This window comes from Hydrogenophaga sp. SNF1 (genome assembly GCF_034421675.1).
Taxonomy (GTDB): Bacteria; Pseudomonadota; Gammaproteobacteria; order Burkholderiales; family Burkholderiaceae_C; genus Hydrogenophaga; species Hydrogenophaga borbori.
The window spans coordinates 3,830,692-3,846,711 of sequence record NZ_CP139793.1; the positions used below are offsets into that span (position 1 = coordinate 3,830,692).

Annotated in this window: 15 protein-coding genes and 1 pseudogene; 6 read left to right on the top strand and 10 right to left on the bottom strand. The window is 69.1% G+C overall.

Going from position 1 to position 16,020, the window contains the following annotated elements; genetic code table 11:
• Window positions 1–6 precede the first annotated feature (6 nt).
• The 4 genes from SOM08_RS18345 to SOM08_RS18360 form a co-directional block, all read right to left on the bottom strand.
• Window positions 7–264 carry a hypothetical protein gene (locus SOM08_RS18345; protein WP_116960797.1) on the bottom strand — a complete coding sequence of 86 codons (258 nt, stop codon included), beginning with the start codon at window positions 262–264 and terminating at the stop codon, window positions 7–9.
• 267 nt (window positions 265–531) lie between these two features.
• Complete coding sequence (locus tag SOM08_RS18350; RefSeq protein WP_116960798.1) at window positions 532–1,656, bottom strand: YbdK family carboxylate-amine ligase; 1,125 nt, start codon at window positions 1,654–1,656, stop codon at window positions 532–534.
• 3 nt (window positions 1,657–1,659) lie between these two features.
• Window positions 1,660–2,850, bottom strand: coding sequence for a cation:proton antiporter (locus SOM08_RS18355; RefSeq protein WP_116960799.1), 1,191 nt, complete (start codon window positions 2,848–2,850; stop codon window positions 1,660–1,662).
• Between the two features lie 123 nt (window positions 2,851–2,973).
• Entirely contained in the window at window positions 2,974–3,858 is an 885-nt protein-coding gene (locus tag SOM08_RS18360) for a class I SAM-dependent methyltransferase (RefSeq protein ID WP_116960800.1), read from the bottom strand.
• 47 nt (window positions 3,859–3,905) lie between these two features.
• Between SOM08_RS18360 and SOM08_RS18365 the strand changes: the two genes are divergently transcribed.
• The 3 genes from SOM08_RS18365 (at window position 3,906) to SOM08_RS18375 (ending at window position 6,019) form a co-directional block, all read left to right on the top strand.
• Window positions 3,906–4,940 carry a serine/threonine protein kinase gene (locus SOM08_RS18365; protein WP_322469468.1) on the top strand — a complete coding sequence of 345 codons (1,035 nt, stop codon included), beginning with the start codon at window positions 3,906–3,908 and terminating at the stop codon, window positions 4,938–4,940.
• Window positions 4,941–5,089: 149 nt separating this feature from the next.
• Complete coding sequence (locus SOM08_RS18370; RefSeq protein ID WP_322469469.1) at window positions 5,090–5,539, top strand: MarR family transcriptional regulator; 450 nt, start codon at window positions 5,090–5,092, stop codon at window positions 5,537–5,539.
• Window positions 5,540–5,590: 51 nt separating this feature from the next.
• Window positions 5,591–6,019, top strand: coding sequence for an organic hydroperoxide resistance protein (locus SOM08_RS18375; protein WP_116960803.1), 429 nt, complete (start codon window positions 5,591–5,593; stop codon window positions 6,017–6,019).
• 73 nt (window positions 6,020–6,092) lie between these two features.
• On the opposite strand, the pseudogene SOM08_RS18380 reads toward SOM08_RS18375, so the two are convergent.
• The 6 genes and pseudogenes from SOM08_RS18380 to SOM08_RS18405 all read right to left on the bottom strand — a co-directional run.
• A pseudogene (locus SOM08_RS18380) lies at window positions 6,093–6,428 on the bottom strand (hypothetical protein); the annotation flags it as partial.
• A 52-nt stretch (window positions 6,429–6,480) separates the two neighbouring features.
• Window positions 6,481–8,343 carry a molecular chaperone HtpG gene (htpG, locus tag SOM08_RS18385; RefSeq protein ID WP_322469470.1) on the bottom strand — a complete coding sequence of 621 codons (1,863 nt, stop codon included), beginning with the start codon at window positions 8,341–8,343 and terminating at the stop codon, window positions 6,481–6,483.
• A gap of 105 nt (window positions 8,344–8,448) precedes the next feature.
• A complete protein-coding gene (locus SOM08_RS18390; protein ID WP_322469471.1) occupies window positions 8,449–9,693 on the bottom strand; it encodes an alpha/beta fold hydrolase in 1,245 nt (414 codons plus the stop codon).
• A gap of 53 nt (window positions 9,694–9,746) precedes the next feature.
• Window positions 9,747–10,775 (bottom strand): pseudouridine synthase, encoded by a 1,029-nt coding sequence (locus tag SOM08_RS18395; RefSeq protein ID WP_322469472.1) that lies wholly within the window; start codon window positions 10,773–10,775, stop codon window positions 9,747–9,749.
• A 76-nt stretch (window positions 10,776–10,851) separates the two neighbouring features.
• On the bottom strand, window positions 10,852–11,250 hold the full coding sequence (locus SOM08_RS18400) for a hypothetical protein (protein ID WP_116960807.1): 399 nt from the start codon (window positions 11,248–11,250) through the stop codon (window positions 10,852–10,854).
• A gap of 140 nt (window positions 11,251–11,390) precedes the next feature.
• The gene (locus tag SOM08_RS18405) at window positions 11,391–12,110 is read right to left on the bottom strand and encodes a Crp/Fnr family transcriptional regulator (protein WP_070397095.1); all 720 of its coding nucleotides are present in this window, start codon (window positions 12,108–12,110) and stop codon (window positions 11,391–11,393) included.
• A 138-nt stretch (window positions 12,111–12,248) separates the two neighbouring features.
• Between SOM08_RS18405 and SOM08_RS18410 the strand changes: the two genes are divergently transcribed.
• Genes SOM08_RS18410 through SOM08_RS18420 form a run of 3 tightly spaced genes read left to right on the top strand, consistent with a single transcriptional unit; the run spans window position 12,249 to window position 16,010 of the window.
• Entirely contained in the window at window positions 12,249–14,195 is a 1,947-nt protein-coding gene (locus SOM08_RS18410; RefSeq protein ID WP_322469473.1) for an AMP-dependent synthetase/ligase, read from the top strand.
• A gap of 11 nt (window positions 14,196–14,206) precedes the next feature.
• Window positions 14,207–15,064: an ABC transporter ATP-binding protein gene (locus SOM08_RS18415; protein ID WP_116961067.1), complete on the top strand. Its 858-nt coding sequence runs from the start codon at window positions 14,207–14,209 to the stop codon at window positions 15,062–15,064.
• Between the two features lie 16 nt (window positions 15,065–15,080).
• Window positions 15,081–16,010: a branched-chain amino acid ABC transporter permease gene (locus SOM08_RS18420; RefSeq protein WP_116961066.1), complete on the top strand. Its 930-nt coding sequence runs from the start codon at window positions 15,081–15,083 to the stop codon at window positions 16,008–16,010.
• Window positions 16,011–16,020: the final 10 nt, after the last annotated feature.

A 16,020-nucleotide genomic window follows, 5' to 3' on the forward strand; every position in this document is an offset into this window, starting at 1 on the left:
TGGGGTTCAATGGACCTGGTGCAGGCCCGGCTGGGCGTCGAAGTAGGCCTCGGAGCCGCTGTCCATGAACTCTTCCTGGTCGATCGCGGCGTCGAATTCGCGGATCGTGGTGTCGAACAGCTTGGGGATCAGCGGCTTGTCCAGCGGGCGGCAGACGCGCCCACGCAGGCCGCGCAGCGGTTGGCTGCTCTCCATGGCGTTGATCACGGCTTCCGGGTCCAGCATCAGGACGAAGGGGTTGGTGCGGTTGGCGAAGGAGTTCATGGCGGGCTTTCGGGATTCGGGTGAGACAGGGGGTCCGTCGTTGGAAACAAACTGTATCGATGGCCCCCGGGGGCGTTAAGTCGGCGCCTCACCATCCCGCGTGTAGGAAGTTCCCCGACAGCTGTCGGGAATCCCCCCGCAGGCGATTCGTGACGCACATCACGCACCGAGCCATGAGCGGTCGCCCTTCGCGCCTGAGCGGCACTCGACCCGGCGCCCCACCGCGCGGCCCGTCACGGTTTCCCGGCGCGGTCGGCCGGGCGCCGTTCAAGGCCCGTGGCGCAGCGCCTCCACGCTGGCGCGCACCACCGCCTCCACGCTGCGGCTGTCCCGGTAGCGATTGCGCAGGAAGCTCGCGTGGTTGCCGGCATGGGCGGCCGTGCGCTCGATTTCGTCGAGCGCGGCGAGACTATTGAGCGCCAGCGCGTGCGGCGTGAGCTCGCGCAGCGTGGCCAGCACGTCCTCGCGGATGCTGATCTGCTCGCGCGTCTTGGGGTTGACCATCATGCCGTCGAGGCCGAAGCGGCAGGCCTGGAAACGGTTGTAGGTGTAGACGAGGTAGTCGTCTTCCTCGGGCGGCGGCTCGCTGCGCTCCAGCAGGTGGCGGCACAGGGCCTGCAGGTAGCAGGCCAGCGCGGCCGCGCGCTCCACCGTCAGGGGCGTGTCGCACACGCGCAGTTCGATGGTGCCGTATTCGGGCTTGGGCCGGATGTCCCAGTAAAAGTCCTTCATGGACTTGACCACGCCCGTGCTCTCCATCTTGGTGAAGTAGCCATTGGCGAATTCGTCCCACTTGAGCACGAAGGGCGCCCGCCCGCTCAGGGGGAAGGCAAACACCGAGTTCAGGCGCGCCGAATCGAACAGCGTGTCCACGCCCTGCGAGAACGGCGAGGACGCCGACAGCGCGATGAAGTGCGGCACGTAGCGGTTGAGCGAATGCAGCAGGAACAGCGCCTCGTCGGGCGAGGCGCAGCCGATGTGCACGTGCTGGCCGAACACGGTGAATTGCTTGGCGAGGTAGCCGTACAGGCCCGAGAGCTGGTGGAAGCGTGGCTTGGAGAAGATGCGCTGCTCGAACCAGCGCTGGAAAGGGTGCGTGCCACCGCCCGCCAGTTCGATGTTGAGCCGGTCGCCGGCGGCCACCAGGGTGTCGCGGATCTGCTGCAGCTGCTGCAGCAGGGGCCCGTGCTGGGTGTGGATGCCGGTGGCGATCTCGATCATGCTCTGCGTCATCTCGGGCGTGACCACGCCCGGAAAGGGCTTGCGCGCCAGCAGGTCCAGCAGGTCGTTGGCGCTGCTGGAGAGGTCGTGGTCGTAGCTGTTGACGAGCTGCAGCTCCAGCTCCACGCCCATGGTCAGCGAGTCGGAGGCCTTGAAGGTTTCCAATGGCATGGCTTATTCCTTCGTGACGTGGGTCTCGCGCGCGGCCATCAGGGCGCGCTGCGTGACGATGGGGCCCAGCAATTCCTGCAGCAGCATCATGCCGGCCATGGCCGCCAGCACCTGCACCGCGGGCTCGAAGCCATAGAGCCGCGTTTCCTCGATGAGCAGGATCGCGAAGGCCGACATGGGCGTGAGCGCCAGGCCCGTGAGCAGGCCCTTGCGCTCGGAAATGCCCGACAGCCGAGCCGCCGCCACGTTGCAGAACACCTTGACGGCGGTGCGGATCAGGATCAGGGCCAGGCCCATGAACAAGGTGGTGGGCACGTCGGTCCAGGTCAAGAGCGAGGCGATGTACACGAACAGGAACACCGAGAGCAGGTCGCCCGCGGTGCCGAAGTCGCGCTGCGCGCTGGTGAGGTGCACGCGCCGCTCGCGCGCCACGATGCCGAAGGTCAACGCCGCCAGCAGCGGCGACAGCTTGAGCCCGTAGGCCGCGGTGGTCAGCAGCAGCACGGCCAGCGCGAACACCACGGTCACGCCGTGCCCGTGCGTATTGCGCAGCCGCAGCAGCCAGGGAATGGCCATGCCCAGCACCGCGCCCACGGCAATCGACGTGCCCACCACGTGGATGCTGCCGAAGGCCGCGAGCGCGAAATCGCCCGAGGTGGACAGCGTCCAGTAACCCACCACGAGCTTGAGCGCCAGCACCGCCATCAGGCAGTTGATGGCGCACAGGTGCAGCACGCGCTCGGTGGCCTGGCCGGAACTGCGCAGCTCGTGCGCCACGCGCAGCACGCCCGCGGGGGACGCCGCCATCGACACCGCGGCGATGATGAGGCGCTGGTCGGTGGGCAGCGCGAACCAGCTGGTGGCCCAGTACACCGCGCCGAAGGTGGCCAGCGATTCGACCACCCCCAGCAGCAGCACCCAGAAGTTGTGGCGGAACCAGCGCAGGTTGATGCGATAGCCGAGCTCGAACAGCACCAGCGACAGCGCCACCGTGGCCAGGAAGGGCAGGCCCGCGATGTCGGGCGTGAGGCCGGGCAGGTTGATCAGGCTGGCCAGCAGGCCCACGGCCACGTAGCTGGTCACGCGCGGCAGTTGCCAGCGCTCATTGAGCCACTCGGCGAGGAACCAGGCCAGCAGCAGCACCAGGGGCCAGGCGATGGCCTGCAGCAGGAAGGCGATGTCGGAAGGAATCACGGAAAGGCTCTCCTCGGTGACGCCGTCGGACCGGCGCCGGCGCGGGCCGGTCGTCGTCGGGCGTCGTGACCCCGAGTGGGGGCCATCGGTTCATGGACTGGCGGCCCGTGGGGCCGCCGCGGCTCAGACCGCGAATCGGGTCTGCATGGCTTGCAGGCCGAACTGATCAAGCACCTGCAGCAATCGCTGGCGCGCGCGCTCCTGGCGGCCATGGCGATCGTCGGCCATTCTACGGGCCAGGATGAGTTCGTTTTTCATGGAATGCTCCCATCCGACGAGCTCGGTGACGGTCACGTCATAGCCATGCGCTTCCAGACGCAGGCAGCGCAGCACGTTGGTGATCTGGCTGCCGAACTCGCGCGTGTGCAGCGGGTGGCGCCACAGCTCCGCCAGCGGCGTCTGTTTGAGCGCGAAGGCCTTGTGCTGGCGCATCACACCCGCCACCTCGGCCTGGCAACAGGGCACCAGCACCAGGTGCTGCGCTTGGCGCGCCAAAGCGAAATCGATCGCGTCGTCGGTGGCCGTGTCGCAGGCGTGCAGCGCGGTCACCACGTCCACGCGCGTCGGCAGCCCGCTGTGCTGCATGGCCTGCTGCACCGTCGCGGCCAGGAAGCGCATGCGCTCGAAGCCCAGGCGCTGCGCCAGCGCCTGCGAGCGCTCCACCAGCTCCGCGCGCGCCTCCACACCGATGACGCTGCCCTGGCCGCGCGGCTTGAGCACCAGGTCGTACAGGATGAAGCCCAGGTAAGACTTGCCCGCGCCATGGTCGGCCAGCGCCACGTCACCGCGCTCGGCCAAGACCTGCGCCAGCAGCGGCTCGATGAACTGCACCAGGTGGTAGACCTGCTTGAGCTTGCGCCGCGTGTCCTGGTTCAGCCGCCCCTCGCGCGTGAGGATGTGCAACTCCTTGAGCAGCTCGATCGACTGCTCCGGCCGCAGCTCGGGCAGCTGCGCGTGAAGGTCTTGCGCCGGCTTGGGCCGCGCGGCGGAACGGGAAACGGAAGGCATGCGGAGATGATAGGTGAGCGCCGCGAACCGACCCTGGACAATCGCGCATGACCATGCCGACCCCGCACCCCTTCGACACACTCACCCCCGACGCCGTTCTCGACGCCCTCGACGCCATCGGCCTGCGCGGCGATGGCCGCCTGACCACGCTCAACAGCTTCGAGAACCGCGTCTACCAGGCGCACCTGGAGCGGCCGGTGGACGGCCACGAGGTGGTGGTGCTCAAGTTCTACCGGCCCGGCCGCTGGAACGACGCGCAGATCGCCGAGGAGCACGCCTTCGCTGCCGAGCTGGCCGCCGCCGAGGTACCGGCCGTGGCGCCGCTGGCCGTCGACGGCGCCACCCTGCACCACCACGCGGGCTTCGCCTGGGGCGCCTGGCCGCGCCGCGGCGGGCGCCGGCCCGAGCTCGACGACCTCGAGGTGCTGGAGTGGATCGGCCGCTTCCTCGCGCGGCTGCACACCGTGGGCGCCGCGCGCCCTTTCGCGCACCGGCCCGCGCTCGACAGCGCCAGCTTCGCGCGCGAGCCACGCGACTGGCTGCTGGAACACGAAATGATCGCCCCCGAGATGCGGCGCGAATGGTGCGCCGCGCTCGACGAAGCGCTCACGCTCATCGAGGCCCATCCCGTGCTGCGCGCCGGCGGCGACAGCGACCCGCAGGGCATCGCGCGCCTGCGCCTGCACGGCGACTGCCACCCGGGCAACGTACTCTGGACACCCGAAGGCCGGCCCGGCGCGGGCCCGCACTTCGTGGACCTGGACGACGCCCGCATGGGCCCCGCCGTACAGGACCTGTGGATGCTGCTGTCCGGCGACCGGCGCCAGCAGACCCTGCAGCTGTCCGCCCTGCTCGACGGCTACGAGCAGTTCCGCCCCTTCGACCGGCGCGAGCTCGCGCTCATCGAGGCCCTGCGCACCCTGCGGCTGGTGCATTACAACGCCTGGATCGCGCGCCGCTGGGACGACCCGGCCTTCCCGATCAACTTCCCCTGGTTCGGCGGTCGCGACCACTGGCGCGGCCAAGTCGACCTGCTGCGCGAACAGATCGAGGCCATGCAGCAAGCGCCACTTCAGGCCTGATCCCGGACCCCGCCGGGGCACACCCTCAGGGGTTAACACCAAAGCACTCGCATAAGCTCGGTCGCGCCGCGCGCGAAAGGCCCTGCTTCGGCAGTTGTCTTTTACTCAATTCAATTGCACACAATTCAATTTCGACCCACACTCCCGCCATGGCATCGACGCCCCCCAACACCAGCGACCTGCTCAAGCTCGACCACCAGCTGTGTTTCGCGCTGTACTCGGCTTCGCTGGCCATGACCAAGCTGTATAAGCCCTGGCTGGACGAGCTGGGCCTGACCTACCCGCAGTACCTGGCCATGCTGGCGCTGTGGGAAGAGGACGGCCTGAGCGTCTCCGCCCTGGGCGAACGCCTCACCCTCGATTCCGGCACGCTCACCCCGCTGCTCAAGCGCCTGGAGGCCATCGGTCTGGTCGTGCGGCTGCGCGACACGCAGGACGAACGCCGCGTGCTGGTTCGCCTCACAACCGCCGGCCGCCGGCTCAAGGCCCGCGCCGCGCGCATCCCCTCGTGCGTGCTGCAGGCCGCGCAGTGCACCGTGCAGGAGGCCATCGCCCTCACCCGCGACGTGCGGCAACTGCGCGACCGGCTCAGCGCCTGACCCCCATTCGTTCCACCCGCTGTCACCAGCACCCACCCTGGAGAAACCACCATGCCCACCACGCTCGACAAAGTCGTCTACACCGCGCGCGCCCACACCACCGGTGGCCGCGAAGGCTCATCCCGCTCCGACGATGGCCTGCTCGAGGTCAAGCTCGCGCCGCCCAAGGCCATGGGCGGCGCCGGCAACGGCACCAACCCCGAGCAGATGTTCGCCGCGGGCTATTCGGCCTGCTTCATGGGCGCCATGAAGCACGTGGCGGGCATGAAGAAGATCGCCGTGCCAGCCAACGCCGCCATCGACGCCGAGGTCGACATCGGCCCCATCCCGCAAGGCTTCGGCATCGCCGTGCGCATGACCATCCACCTGCCCGGCATGGACCGCGCCGTGGCCGAGGACCTGGTGAACACGGCGCACCAGGTCTGCCCCTACTCCAACGCCACGCGCGGCAACATCCCGGTCACGCTGACCGTGGCTTGAGCCCGGCCCGGCGCCCATGAAAAAACCCGCCGGTTCCGGCGGGTTTTTTGTTGGAGCGCCTGCCTCAGCGGTTGGGCTTGTTCGGGTCGTAGATCGTGGTGCCCGTGCCCACACCGACGCCCGCGCGCACGCCGCTGTTGCCGATCTCGGTGCTGGCGCCCACGCCCACGCCCGCGTTCACGCGGCCGCCCTGGTCCACCCCGACACCCACGCCCACCGGCCCCACGCCGGCGCCCACGCCCAGGCTCACGCCGCCATTGCTCGCGCCCACGCCAATGGTCACCGGTCCCACGGGGATGCCGAAACCGACGCCCACACTGGCGCAGCCCCCCAGCAGGGCGGCAAGGAACAAGGCGGCAGGCGTACGGGGGAGGCGGACGGTCACGGTGGGCTTTCGGTCAGGAGACATGCGATTGTGAACCCGGTGCCGGCGCAAAGTGCCCCACCCCGGCACCCGTCTGTCACACCAGCAGGGCATTGACGCGGCGCACATAGGCCGCCGGGTCTTCGGGCAGACCGCCCTCGGCCAGCAGGGCCTGGTCGAACAGCACGTGCGCGAGGTCGTCGAAACGCTCGTTGCCCTCGAGCTTCTTCACCAGCGGGTGGCCCGCGTTCACCTCCAGGATGGGCTTGACCTCGGGCGCCTTCTGGCCCGCCTGCTTGAGCAGGCGGGCCAGCTGCATGGAGTAGTCGCCGTCCTCCACCACCAGGCAGGCCGGCGAATCCACCAGGCGCGAGGTCGCGCGCACGTCTTTCACGCGGTCCTTGAGCGCTTCCTTGAGCTTCTCCAGCACGGGTTTGAAACCTTCGGCGGCGGCTTCGGCGGCCTGCTTCTCGGCCTCGTCCTGCAGGTCGCCCAGGTCCACCGCGCCCTTGGCCACGCTCTGCAGCGGCGTGCCATCGAACTCGGGAAGGAAAGACAGCGCCCACTCGTCCACGCGGTCGGCCATCAGCAGCACCTCGATGCCCTTCTGGCGGAACACCTCGAGCTGCGGGCTGTTGCGCGCGGCGGCGATGGAGTCGGCGGTGATGTAGTAGATGGCCTTCTGGCCTTCCTTCATGCGCGACTTGTAGTCGGCCAGCGAGCCCGGCTCTGCCTGCGTGCTGCTGGCGAAGCGCAGCAGCTTGGCCAGCTTGTCGCGGTTGGTGAAGTCCTCACCCAGGCCCTCCTTGAGCACGGCACCGAACTCGGCGTAGAACGCCGCGTACTTCTCCGCATCCTTGCTCAGTTCGTCGAGCATGCCCAGCACGCGGCGGGTATTGCCCTCGCGGATGGCTTTGACGTCGCGGCTTTCCTGCAGCAGTTCGCGGCTCACGTTGAGCGGCAGGTCGCTCGAATCGACCACGCCCTTGACCCAGCGCAGGTAGGCGGGCATCAGGGCCTCGGCCTCGTCCATGATGAAGACACGCCGCACGTACAGCTTGATGCCGGCCTTGCGGTCGCGGTTCCACAGGTCCTGCGGCGCCTTGGCCGGCAGGTAGAGCAGTTGCGTGTACTCGGTGCTGCCCTCCACGCGGTGGTGGCTCCAGCTCAGCGGGGCCTCGCTGTCGTAGCTCAGGTTTTTGTAGAACTCGACGTACTGCTCGTCGGTGATGTCCTTCTTCGGCCGCGCCCACAGCGCGTTGGCCGAGTTCACCGCGGTCCATTCGTCCTTGAGGCGGTGCTCGCCTTTTTCGGCGTCCCATTCCTCTTCCTGCATGCGGATGGGCAGGCTGATGTGGTCGCTGTACTTGCCAACGATGGACTTGAGCTTCCAGTGGTTGAGGTACTCCGTCTTGTCCTCCCGCAGGTGCAGGATCACGCTGGTGCCGCGCGCGGCGCGCTCGATGGCCTCGACCTCGAAGTCGCCGCTGCCGCCACTGGTCCAGCGCACGCCCTCGCTGGCCGGCAGGCCGGCGCGCCGGCTCTCCACGACGATCTTGTCCGCCACGATGAAGCCCGAATAGAAGCCCACGCCGAACTGGCCGATGAGCTGGGCGTCGGACTTCTGGTCGCCTGTGAGCCGGCTCATGAAGTCGCGCGTGCCGCTCTTGGCGATGGTGCCCAGGTGGTCGATCGCCTCCTGCGCGCTCATGCCGATGCCGTTGTCGGTGATGGTGAGGGTGCGCGCGTCCTTGTCGAAGGCGATGCGGACGTCCAGTTCGGGCGCGTCCTCGTACAGGGCGCTGTTGTTCAGCGCCTCGAAGCGCAGCTTGTCGCAGGCATCGGACGCGTTGGAGACCAGCTCGCGCAGAAAGATGTCCGGGTTGGAGTACAGCGAGTGCGTGACGAGGTGCAGCAGCTGGGCCACCTCGGCCTGGAAGGAATGGGTCTGTTTGCTCATGGCGGGAATGATGAGGGAAACGGAAAACGCTCGCCGGCAGCGCACCGGCGCGCACCGAGCGTGGCCCAAGTGGGGGCGGCACAGGGGCTTTTCAAGCCCCCGCTCTCAGGCGATCGACACCGCCGGTGCGGCGCTCAGCCACTGCCGCAGCTGCTCGGCCACCAGCGGGCTGGACAACAGGTCGAGGTGCCCGGTGCGGTACACCACGCGCAGGCTGCCGCGCGCGAACGCCAGGCGGCGCGCGGGCTCGTCGTGTTCACCCAGGGCGCTGCGCAGGGGAACCAGGCCGTCGCCCACCAGGCGCTCAGCCAACAGGCCGCGGCGCGGCGCCAGGCAGGCCGCCACGCCAAAGCAGGCCACGCCGTCGGGCAAAGGCAGCGGATCATCCATGTGCCCCTCGTCCGGGTGCCGCAGGTGGCCGTACCGCAGGTCGACGATGCCCGCGCTGCGCAGGCGACCCAGCCGCGCCAGCGGGGCGGAAAACGGCGAGGAGCCGAGCAGCAGATCCGCGCCGTGTCCCGCGCGCTCCAGAGGGGCACCGTGGTGCGGCGTCCCCAGGAACACCAGGTGCTTCAGCAGGTCGGGCCACCGAAGTCCCGCGCGGCGTGCCTCGTGCACCGCGCTTCGCGCCACCAGTCCGCCCATGCTGTGGCCCACGATGGTGATGCCCTGCACGGGCAGCGGCCACAGGGCCAGCACGCGTTCCAGCTGGTGCGCCAGTTCGCGGCCGTTGGCCGCGATGCGCAGGCCGCTGTTGTAGCGCAGGCGCAAAGGGGTGGCCCGCAGCGCCTCGCTCAGCACCTCGGTGTGGTCGTGTCCGCCGCGCCGCCATTGCGTGTCGTTCATGCACAGGCCATGCACCATCAGCAGCAGGTGGGGCCTGGCCCCCTGCAGCGCCCGATCGAACCGTTCGGCCTGCCGCGTGGGCAACACCCGCTCGCCCTGGCGCCACTCCATCGGCTGGGCGAGCGCATTGCCCATGGCCGCGAGGCGGTCTCCGAGCACCCCGTTGATCGCCGCCACCACGGCCTCGCGCCCGGGCGAGTCCTGCCCGGCCTGGGCGGGATCGTCGAACAAGGGGAGAACGCTGTGCAACACGCCGTCGATGCCAGCGCCCACGCCGTGCGCGACCCCGCGAATGGCCCCATAGATTCGCCCGGTGAGGCCGCCGGCACGCTCGGGCGCCTCACCCGCCGGCAGGCCCATGCGTTGGCGCACGGCCTGGTGCACGCCCTCGGCAATGCCGACCACGCCGAGCGTGGCCTGCGTGGCCAGTTGGGCGGCGGCCCTCAGATCGCTGGGGCGCAGGTGCCGCCGGCGAGGAGGAGGCGGCGGAACGGGGGCGGCCATGCCGGATTGTGGACAGGCCCCGGGGGCCGCACCGGCCGGGGGGACCGGCGGCGTCAGAACGCTTCGCCAGGAAGCAGGTAGCGCCACTGCCCCTGGGGCAGCTGGCCCAGGGCCACGCGACCGATGCGCACGCGCTTGAGGCCCACCACGTGCAGGCCCACCGCCTCGCACATGCGGCGGATCTGGCGCTTCTTGCCCTCGGTGAGCACGAAGCGCAGCTGCTCGGGGTTGAGCCAGTCCACGCCCGCGGGCCGAAGCGGCTGGCCATCGAGCGACAGGCCGTGGCGCAGCCGCGCCAGCCGGTCGGCGGGGAATACGGCCTGCACGTCCTGCTCGACCACGCCCGGCCCTTTCGGCCCATGCGGCGCCCACACGACGCGCACCAGGTACTCCTTCTCCACCTCGCTGTCCTCGCCGATGAGGGCGCGAGCGACCCGCCCGTCCTGCGTGAGCACGAGCAGGCCGGTGGAGTCGATGTCGAGCCGGCCCGCGGGCGCCAGGCCCTTGAGCTGCGCGGGCGAGAAGCGGCGCGGGCTGCGGTCGTCCTTCCAGTGGGTCCTGGCGTTCACCAGCACGACGGCGGCCTCGTGGCCGTCCTCGGGCTGGCCGCTCACGTAGCCCACGGGCTTGTGCAACAGGATGGTGACGCGCTCGCCCTGGGCCCTTTGCGCGGCGGGCAGCACCTCGATGCGGGCGCCGGGCCCCACCGCCTGTCCCATGGTGGCCACGGCGCCGTCCACGCTGACCCAGCCATTGGCGATCCACTCGTCGGCCTCGCGGCGCGAGCACAGGCCCAACGCCGCCAGGCGCTTGTTGAGGCGCGTGCCGTCGCGCGGCGCGGCGGGCGTGTGAGGGGGGGCGGGGTCGCGGCGGGGCGCCCTGCCGGGGTCACCGGCCCGGGGGGCCGTGGCGGTGGCTGCGGGCTGCACAGGCAGTTCGGGCCGCTGCGCGCTGCTCAGGGGACGGGCGCGCGCCGGGCCGGGGGGGCGCACGGGGGGGCGGCGGGGCGCGCGCGGATCGGCCGGGGGCTTGGGGGCCGCGGGCTTGAGCTTGAGCGTTCGGTTGGGGGGATCGGATGCCATGGCAGCGATTGTCGCCAACCCCACCACCGGCAAAAGAAATCGCCCCGAAGGGCGATTTCCGCCGCTCTTGCCGCGCTCAGGTCTTGCCCTTGGCGGCCTTCAGCGCCCGTTCGTGCTCGGCCTTCGCATCGGCCTTGCACACCTTCTGGGCGTCGCCCGTCTGGTCTTCGCACTTCTCCTTGGCGATGTCGTAGGCGCTGTCGGCCTTCGCCTTCTCGAGCTTGCGGGCATTGTCCGGCGAGGCCTTGTATTGCTGCTCCAGGGCCGCCTTGTCGACACGCTCCGTGCCCTTGGCTTCTTCCTGGCACACGTCCTTGGCGTTGTCCTTCATGGCATCGCAGGCCTTCTTCGCGGTCTTGTAGTTCATCTCGATGCGCTCCTTGGCCGCGTCGTACTCCGCCTTGCTCATGGTCTGGGCGGTGGCGAAGGCGGAAACGGCGCACAAGGCGACGGCGGTGGCGATTCTGACGTTCATGCTTGACCTCCTTGGGGTTGGGATGCCCCATGTTCCGCCGGGGGGCGGGCGCGCGGCGTAGGAAAGGCCCGCCGCGGCGTGTAGGAGAAAGGCGGTCCCCGCCCCGCCGATGCCGATGCCGGCCCGCGGCCGCGAAGCCCTCAGCCCAGGTCGCCCGAGCGCAATGCCTGCAGATCCAGCACGCGCAGGCCCCCGTACTCGATGCGGATCCACCCCTTCGCCTGCAGCGCACCCAGGGCCTCGTTCACGCGCTGGCGCGACAGGCCCACCAGGTAGGCCAGCTCCTGCTGCGTGATGCGCAGGATGCCGCCCACGTTGGGCGACAGCAGCGGGTGGAACAGGGCCGCCAGGTTGCGCGCCACGCGCAGGTCGGGGCTGCCCAGGCGGTCCACCTCGCGCGCGGCGATGAACTGGCCCAGGCGTTCGTTGAGCTGGTGCATCACGAAGCGGTTGAAACCAATGGAATGGTCCAGCAGCCAGTCGAAGGTCTCCACCGGCAGGCCCGCGATCAGGCTCTTGCGCAAGGCCTGGATGTTGTAGCGGTACTGCTCGTGCTTGAGCACCGTGCCCTCGCCGAACCAGCCACCGGGCGCCACCCCGGTGAAAGTGATGGCGGGACCGCTGGAATCGTCGTTCGTCATCTTGAGCAGGCCGTCGACGAGGCCGAACCAGTAGGTCACCGGCCGCCCGATGCGACAGACGTAGTCGCCGGCCTCGGCCTCCACCACCTGCAGCGCGTCCAGCGCGCGCTCGCGCGCCTCGCCCTGCAAGGGCGGCAGCCAGGGAATGCCGGCGAGCTCGGCCTCGGTGGGGCGGCGTGCGCGCTCGCGGATGGCGCTGCGGCGGGCGGCAAGGTACATGGGGAAAGTCCTAGCAGGGTAGACCCTCAATTGTCGTCACACAGACAACATAACGTCAAACCCGGGCCTACCATGCGCTCCATACCCCAACCCGGTGTCGCCAGCGAGCGCCCGCGTCGGGACCACAGGAGACGAGGCATGCAGACCACTTTTCCGCGGATGCTGCGGGACCATGCGAAGCAGCGGCCCAACGCGCCCGCGATGCGAGAGAAGGCGTACGGGATCTGGCAAACGACGAGCTGGGGCGAGATGCTGCGGCTGGTGAGGGGTCTGGCGTGCGGACTGCACGAGGCGGGTTTGCGCCGTGGCGAGCACCTGGTGGTGATAGGGGCGAACCGCCCGAGGCTGTACGCGACGATGCTGGCGGCGCAGTCGCTGGGGGCGATCGCGGTGCCGCTGTACCAGGACGCGGTGGCGGGCGAGTGTGTCTTTCCGATCAACAACGCCGAGGTTCGGCTGTGCGTGGTGGAAGACCAGGAGCAGGTGGACAAGATGCTGGAGATCCGGGGGCAGTGCCCGCAGCTCACGCGCATCTGGTACGACGACCCGCGCGGACTGAGGAACTACGAGCAGGCGGGGCTGCAGAGTCTGGACGCGCTGGTGCGCGCGGGCGAGGCGTTCGATCGGGCGCACCCTGGCTTCTTCGACGAGCAGGTCGATGAGGGCCGCCCCGATGACGTGGCGGCGATGTTTTTCACCAGCGGCACGACGGGCAACCCCAAGGGGGTGGTGCACCTGCACCGCAGCCTGCTCGACCGCGCGGGGGCTGGCGCGCGCTTTGACAAGCTGGGGCCCGGCGACGAGGTGCTGGCCTACCTGCCGCCGGCGTGGATCGGGCAGAACATCTTCTCCTACGCGCAGTGGCTGGTCAGCGGCTACGTGGTCAACTGCCCGGAGAGCAGCGGCACGGTGAGCATCGACATGAAGGAGGTGGGGCCGACCTACTACTTCGCGCCGCCGCGGGTGTTCGAGGGGCTGCTGACCAGCGTGATGATTCGCATGGAAGACGCGGGCGCGCTCAAGCGCTGGCTCTTTCACAGCGCCATGGGGCTGGCGCGCCGCGTGGGCCCCGACCTCATGGACGGCAAGCCCGTGGGCGCGTGGGAGCGGCTGAAGTACCGCCTGGGCGACTGGCTGGTCTACGGCCCGCTGCGCAACAACCTGGGCTTGAGCCGCGTGCGCGTGGCCTACACCGCGGGCGAAGCCATCGGGCCGGACCTCTTCAGCTTCTACCGCAGCATCGGGGTGAACCTGAAGCAGCTCTATGGCTCCACGGAGACGGCCGTCTTCGTGTGCCTGCAGCCCGACCACGAGGCCCGGGCCGACACGGTGGGGGTGCCCTGCGAGGGCGTGCAGATCAAGCTCAGCGAGACGGGCGAGATCCTGGTGCGCTCGCCCGGGCTGCTCAAGGAGTACCACAAGAACCCGCAGGCCACGGCCGAGGTGCTGGACGCCGAGGGCTGGTACCACACCAGCGACGCGGGCTTCATCGACGCGGCGGGGCACCTGAAGATCATCGACCGGGTCAAGGACGTGGGTCGCCTGAGCGGGGGCGCGCACGACGGCGCCATGTTCGCGCCCAAGTACGTGGAGAACAAGCTCAAGTTCTTCTCGCACATCAAGGAGGCGGTGGCCTTTGGCGACGGGCGAGATCGCGTGTGCGTGATGGTCAACATCGACTTCGAGGCCGTGGGCAACTGGGCCGAGCGGCGCAACCTGCCGTACGCGGGCTACACCGACCTGGCGGCCAAGCCCGAGGTCTACGAGCTCATCGCGCAGTGCGTGGAGCAGGTCAACGCCGACTTGAGCCAAGACGAGCGGCTGGCGGGCAGCCAGATCAGCCGCTTTCTGGTGCTGCACAAGGAGCTCGACGCCGACGACGGCGAGCTCACGCGCACGAACAAGGTGCGCCGCGGCTTCATTGGCGAGAAGTACCAGGCGCTGGTGGAGGCGCTGTACGCGGGCAAGCGCGAGCAGTTCATCCAGACGCAGGTCAAGTTCGAGGACGGTCGCACGGGCTCGGTCAGCGCCACGCTGCAGATCCGAGACGCCAAGACCTTCGCACCGGTGAAGGATGCGGCATGAGGCAGATCGACATGGACCAAACGGGTGAGTCGGGCAGCGCCGGGGGCGCGGCCGCCAGCGCGGGCGCCAAGAAGATCGGCGAGGTGATCCTGGATGTGAAGAACATCAGCCTGCGCTTTGGCGGGGTCAAGGCACTGACCGACATCAGCTTCGACGTGCGAGAGCACGAGGTGCGCGCCATCATCGGGCCCAACGGCGCGGGCAAGAGCTCCATGCTCAACTGCATCAACGGGGTGTACCAGCCGCAGGAGGGCTCGATCAGCTTTCGGGGCCAGACCTTCCGGCACATGAACAGCCGCCAGGTGGCCGAGATGGGGATCGCGCGCACCTTCCAGAACCTGGCGCTGTTCAAGGGCATGAGCGTGATCGACAACCTCATGAGCGGGCGCAACCTGCGCGTGAGAAGCGGCTTGCTCGCGCAGGCGTTTCGCCACCCGTTCGCGGGCCTGAAGTGGCTGGGCTCGGCGCAGCAGGAGGAGGAGCAGCACCGCGCCTTCGTCGAGAACATCATCGACTTCCTGGAGATCCAGGCCTATCGCAAGACGCCGGTGGGCACGCTGCCCTACGGGCTGCAAAAGCGCGTGGACCTGGGCCGCGCGCTGGCCATGGAGCCGCAGGTGCTGCTGCTCGACGAGCCCATGGCGGGCATGAACCTGGAGGAGAAGCAGGACATGAGCCGCTTCATCCTGGACGTCAACGACGAGTTCGGCACCACCATCGTGCTGATCGAGCACGACATGGGGGTGGTGATGGACATCTCCGATCGCGTGGTGGTGCTCGACTACGGCAAGAAGATCGGCGACGGCACCCCCGAAGAGGTGCGCACCAACGAGGAGGTCATCCGCGCCTACCTCGGCACGAGCCACTGATGGAGCAGATGTAGCCATGGCCTTCTTCCTCGAATCGCTCTTCGGCGGCCTCATGGCCGGCATGCTGTACTCCCTGGTGGCGCTGGGCTTCGTGCTGATCTTCAAGGCCTCGGGGGTGTTCAACTTCGCGCAGGGCGCGATGGTGCTGTTCGCCGCGCTGGCAATGGCGCGCTTCTCGACCTGGGTGCCGCAGTGGATCGGCATCGAAAGCCTCGTGCTGGCCAACGCCATCGCCTTCGTGCTGGCCGCCGCGCTGATGTGGGTGGTGGCCTGGCTGATCGAGCGCCTCGTGCTGCGCCACCTGGTCAACCAGGAAGGCGTGACGCTGCTCATGGCCACCCTGGGCATCACCTACTTCCTCGACGGCCTGGGCCAGACCCTGTTCGGCTCGAACATCTACGCCATCAACGTGGGCATGCCCAAGGACCCGGTCTTCCTCATGGAGAGCACCTTCCCCGGCGGCGTGCTCATCAACCTGGAGGACGTCTACGCCGCCTGCATCGCCGCGCTGCTGGTGGGCGCGCTCAGCCTGTTCTTCCAGAAGACCAGCACCGGGCGCGCGCTGCGCGCGGTGGCCGACGACCACCAGGCCGCCCAGTCCATCGGCATCGCGCTCAACCGCATCTGGGTCATCGTGTGGTTCGTCGCCGGTGTCACCGCGCTGGTCGCCGGCATCATCTGGGGCTCCAAGCTGGGCGTGCAGTTCTCGCTCACCACCCTGGCGCTGCGCGCGCTGCCCGTGGTCATCCTCGGCGGGCTGACCTCCGTGCCCGGCGCCATCATCGGCGGACTCATCATCGGCGTGGGCGAGAAGCTCTCCGAGGTCTACCTCGGCCCCTTCGTCGGCGGCGGCATCGAGATCTGGTTCGCCTACGTGCTCGCCCTCGTCTTCCTTCTCTTCCGACCCCAAGGGTTGTTCGGCGAGAAGATCATCGATCGCGTCTGAGGAGCTGACC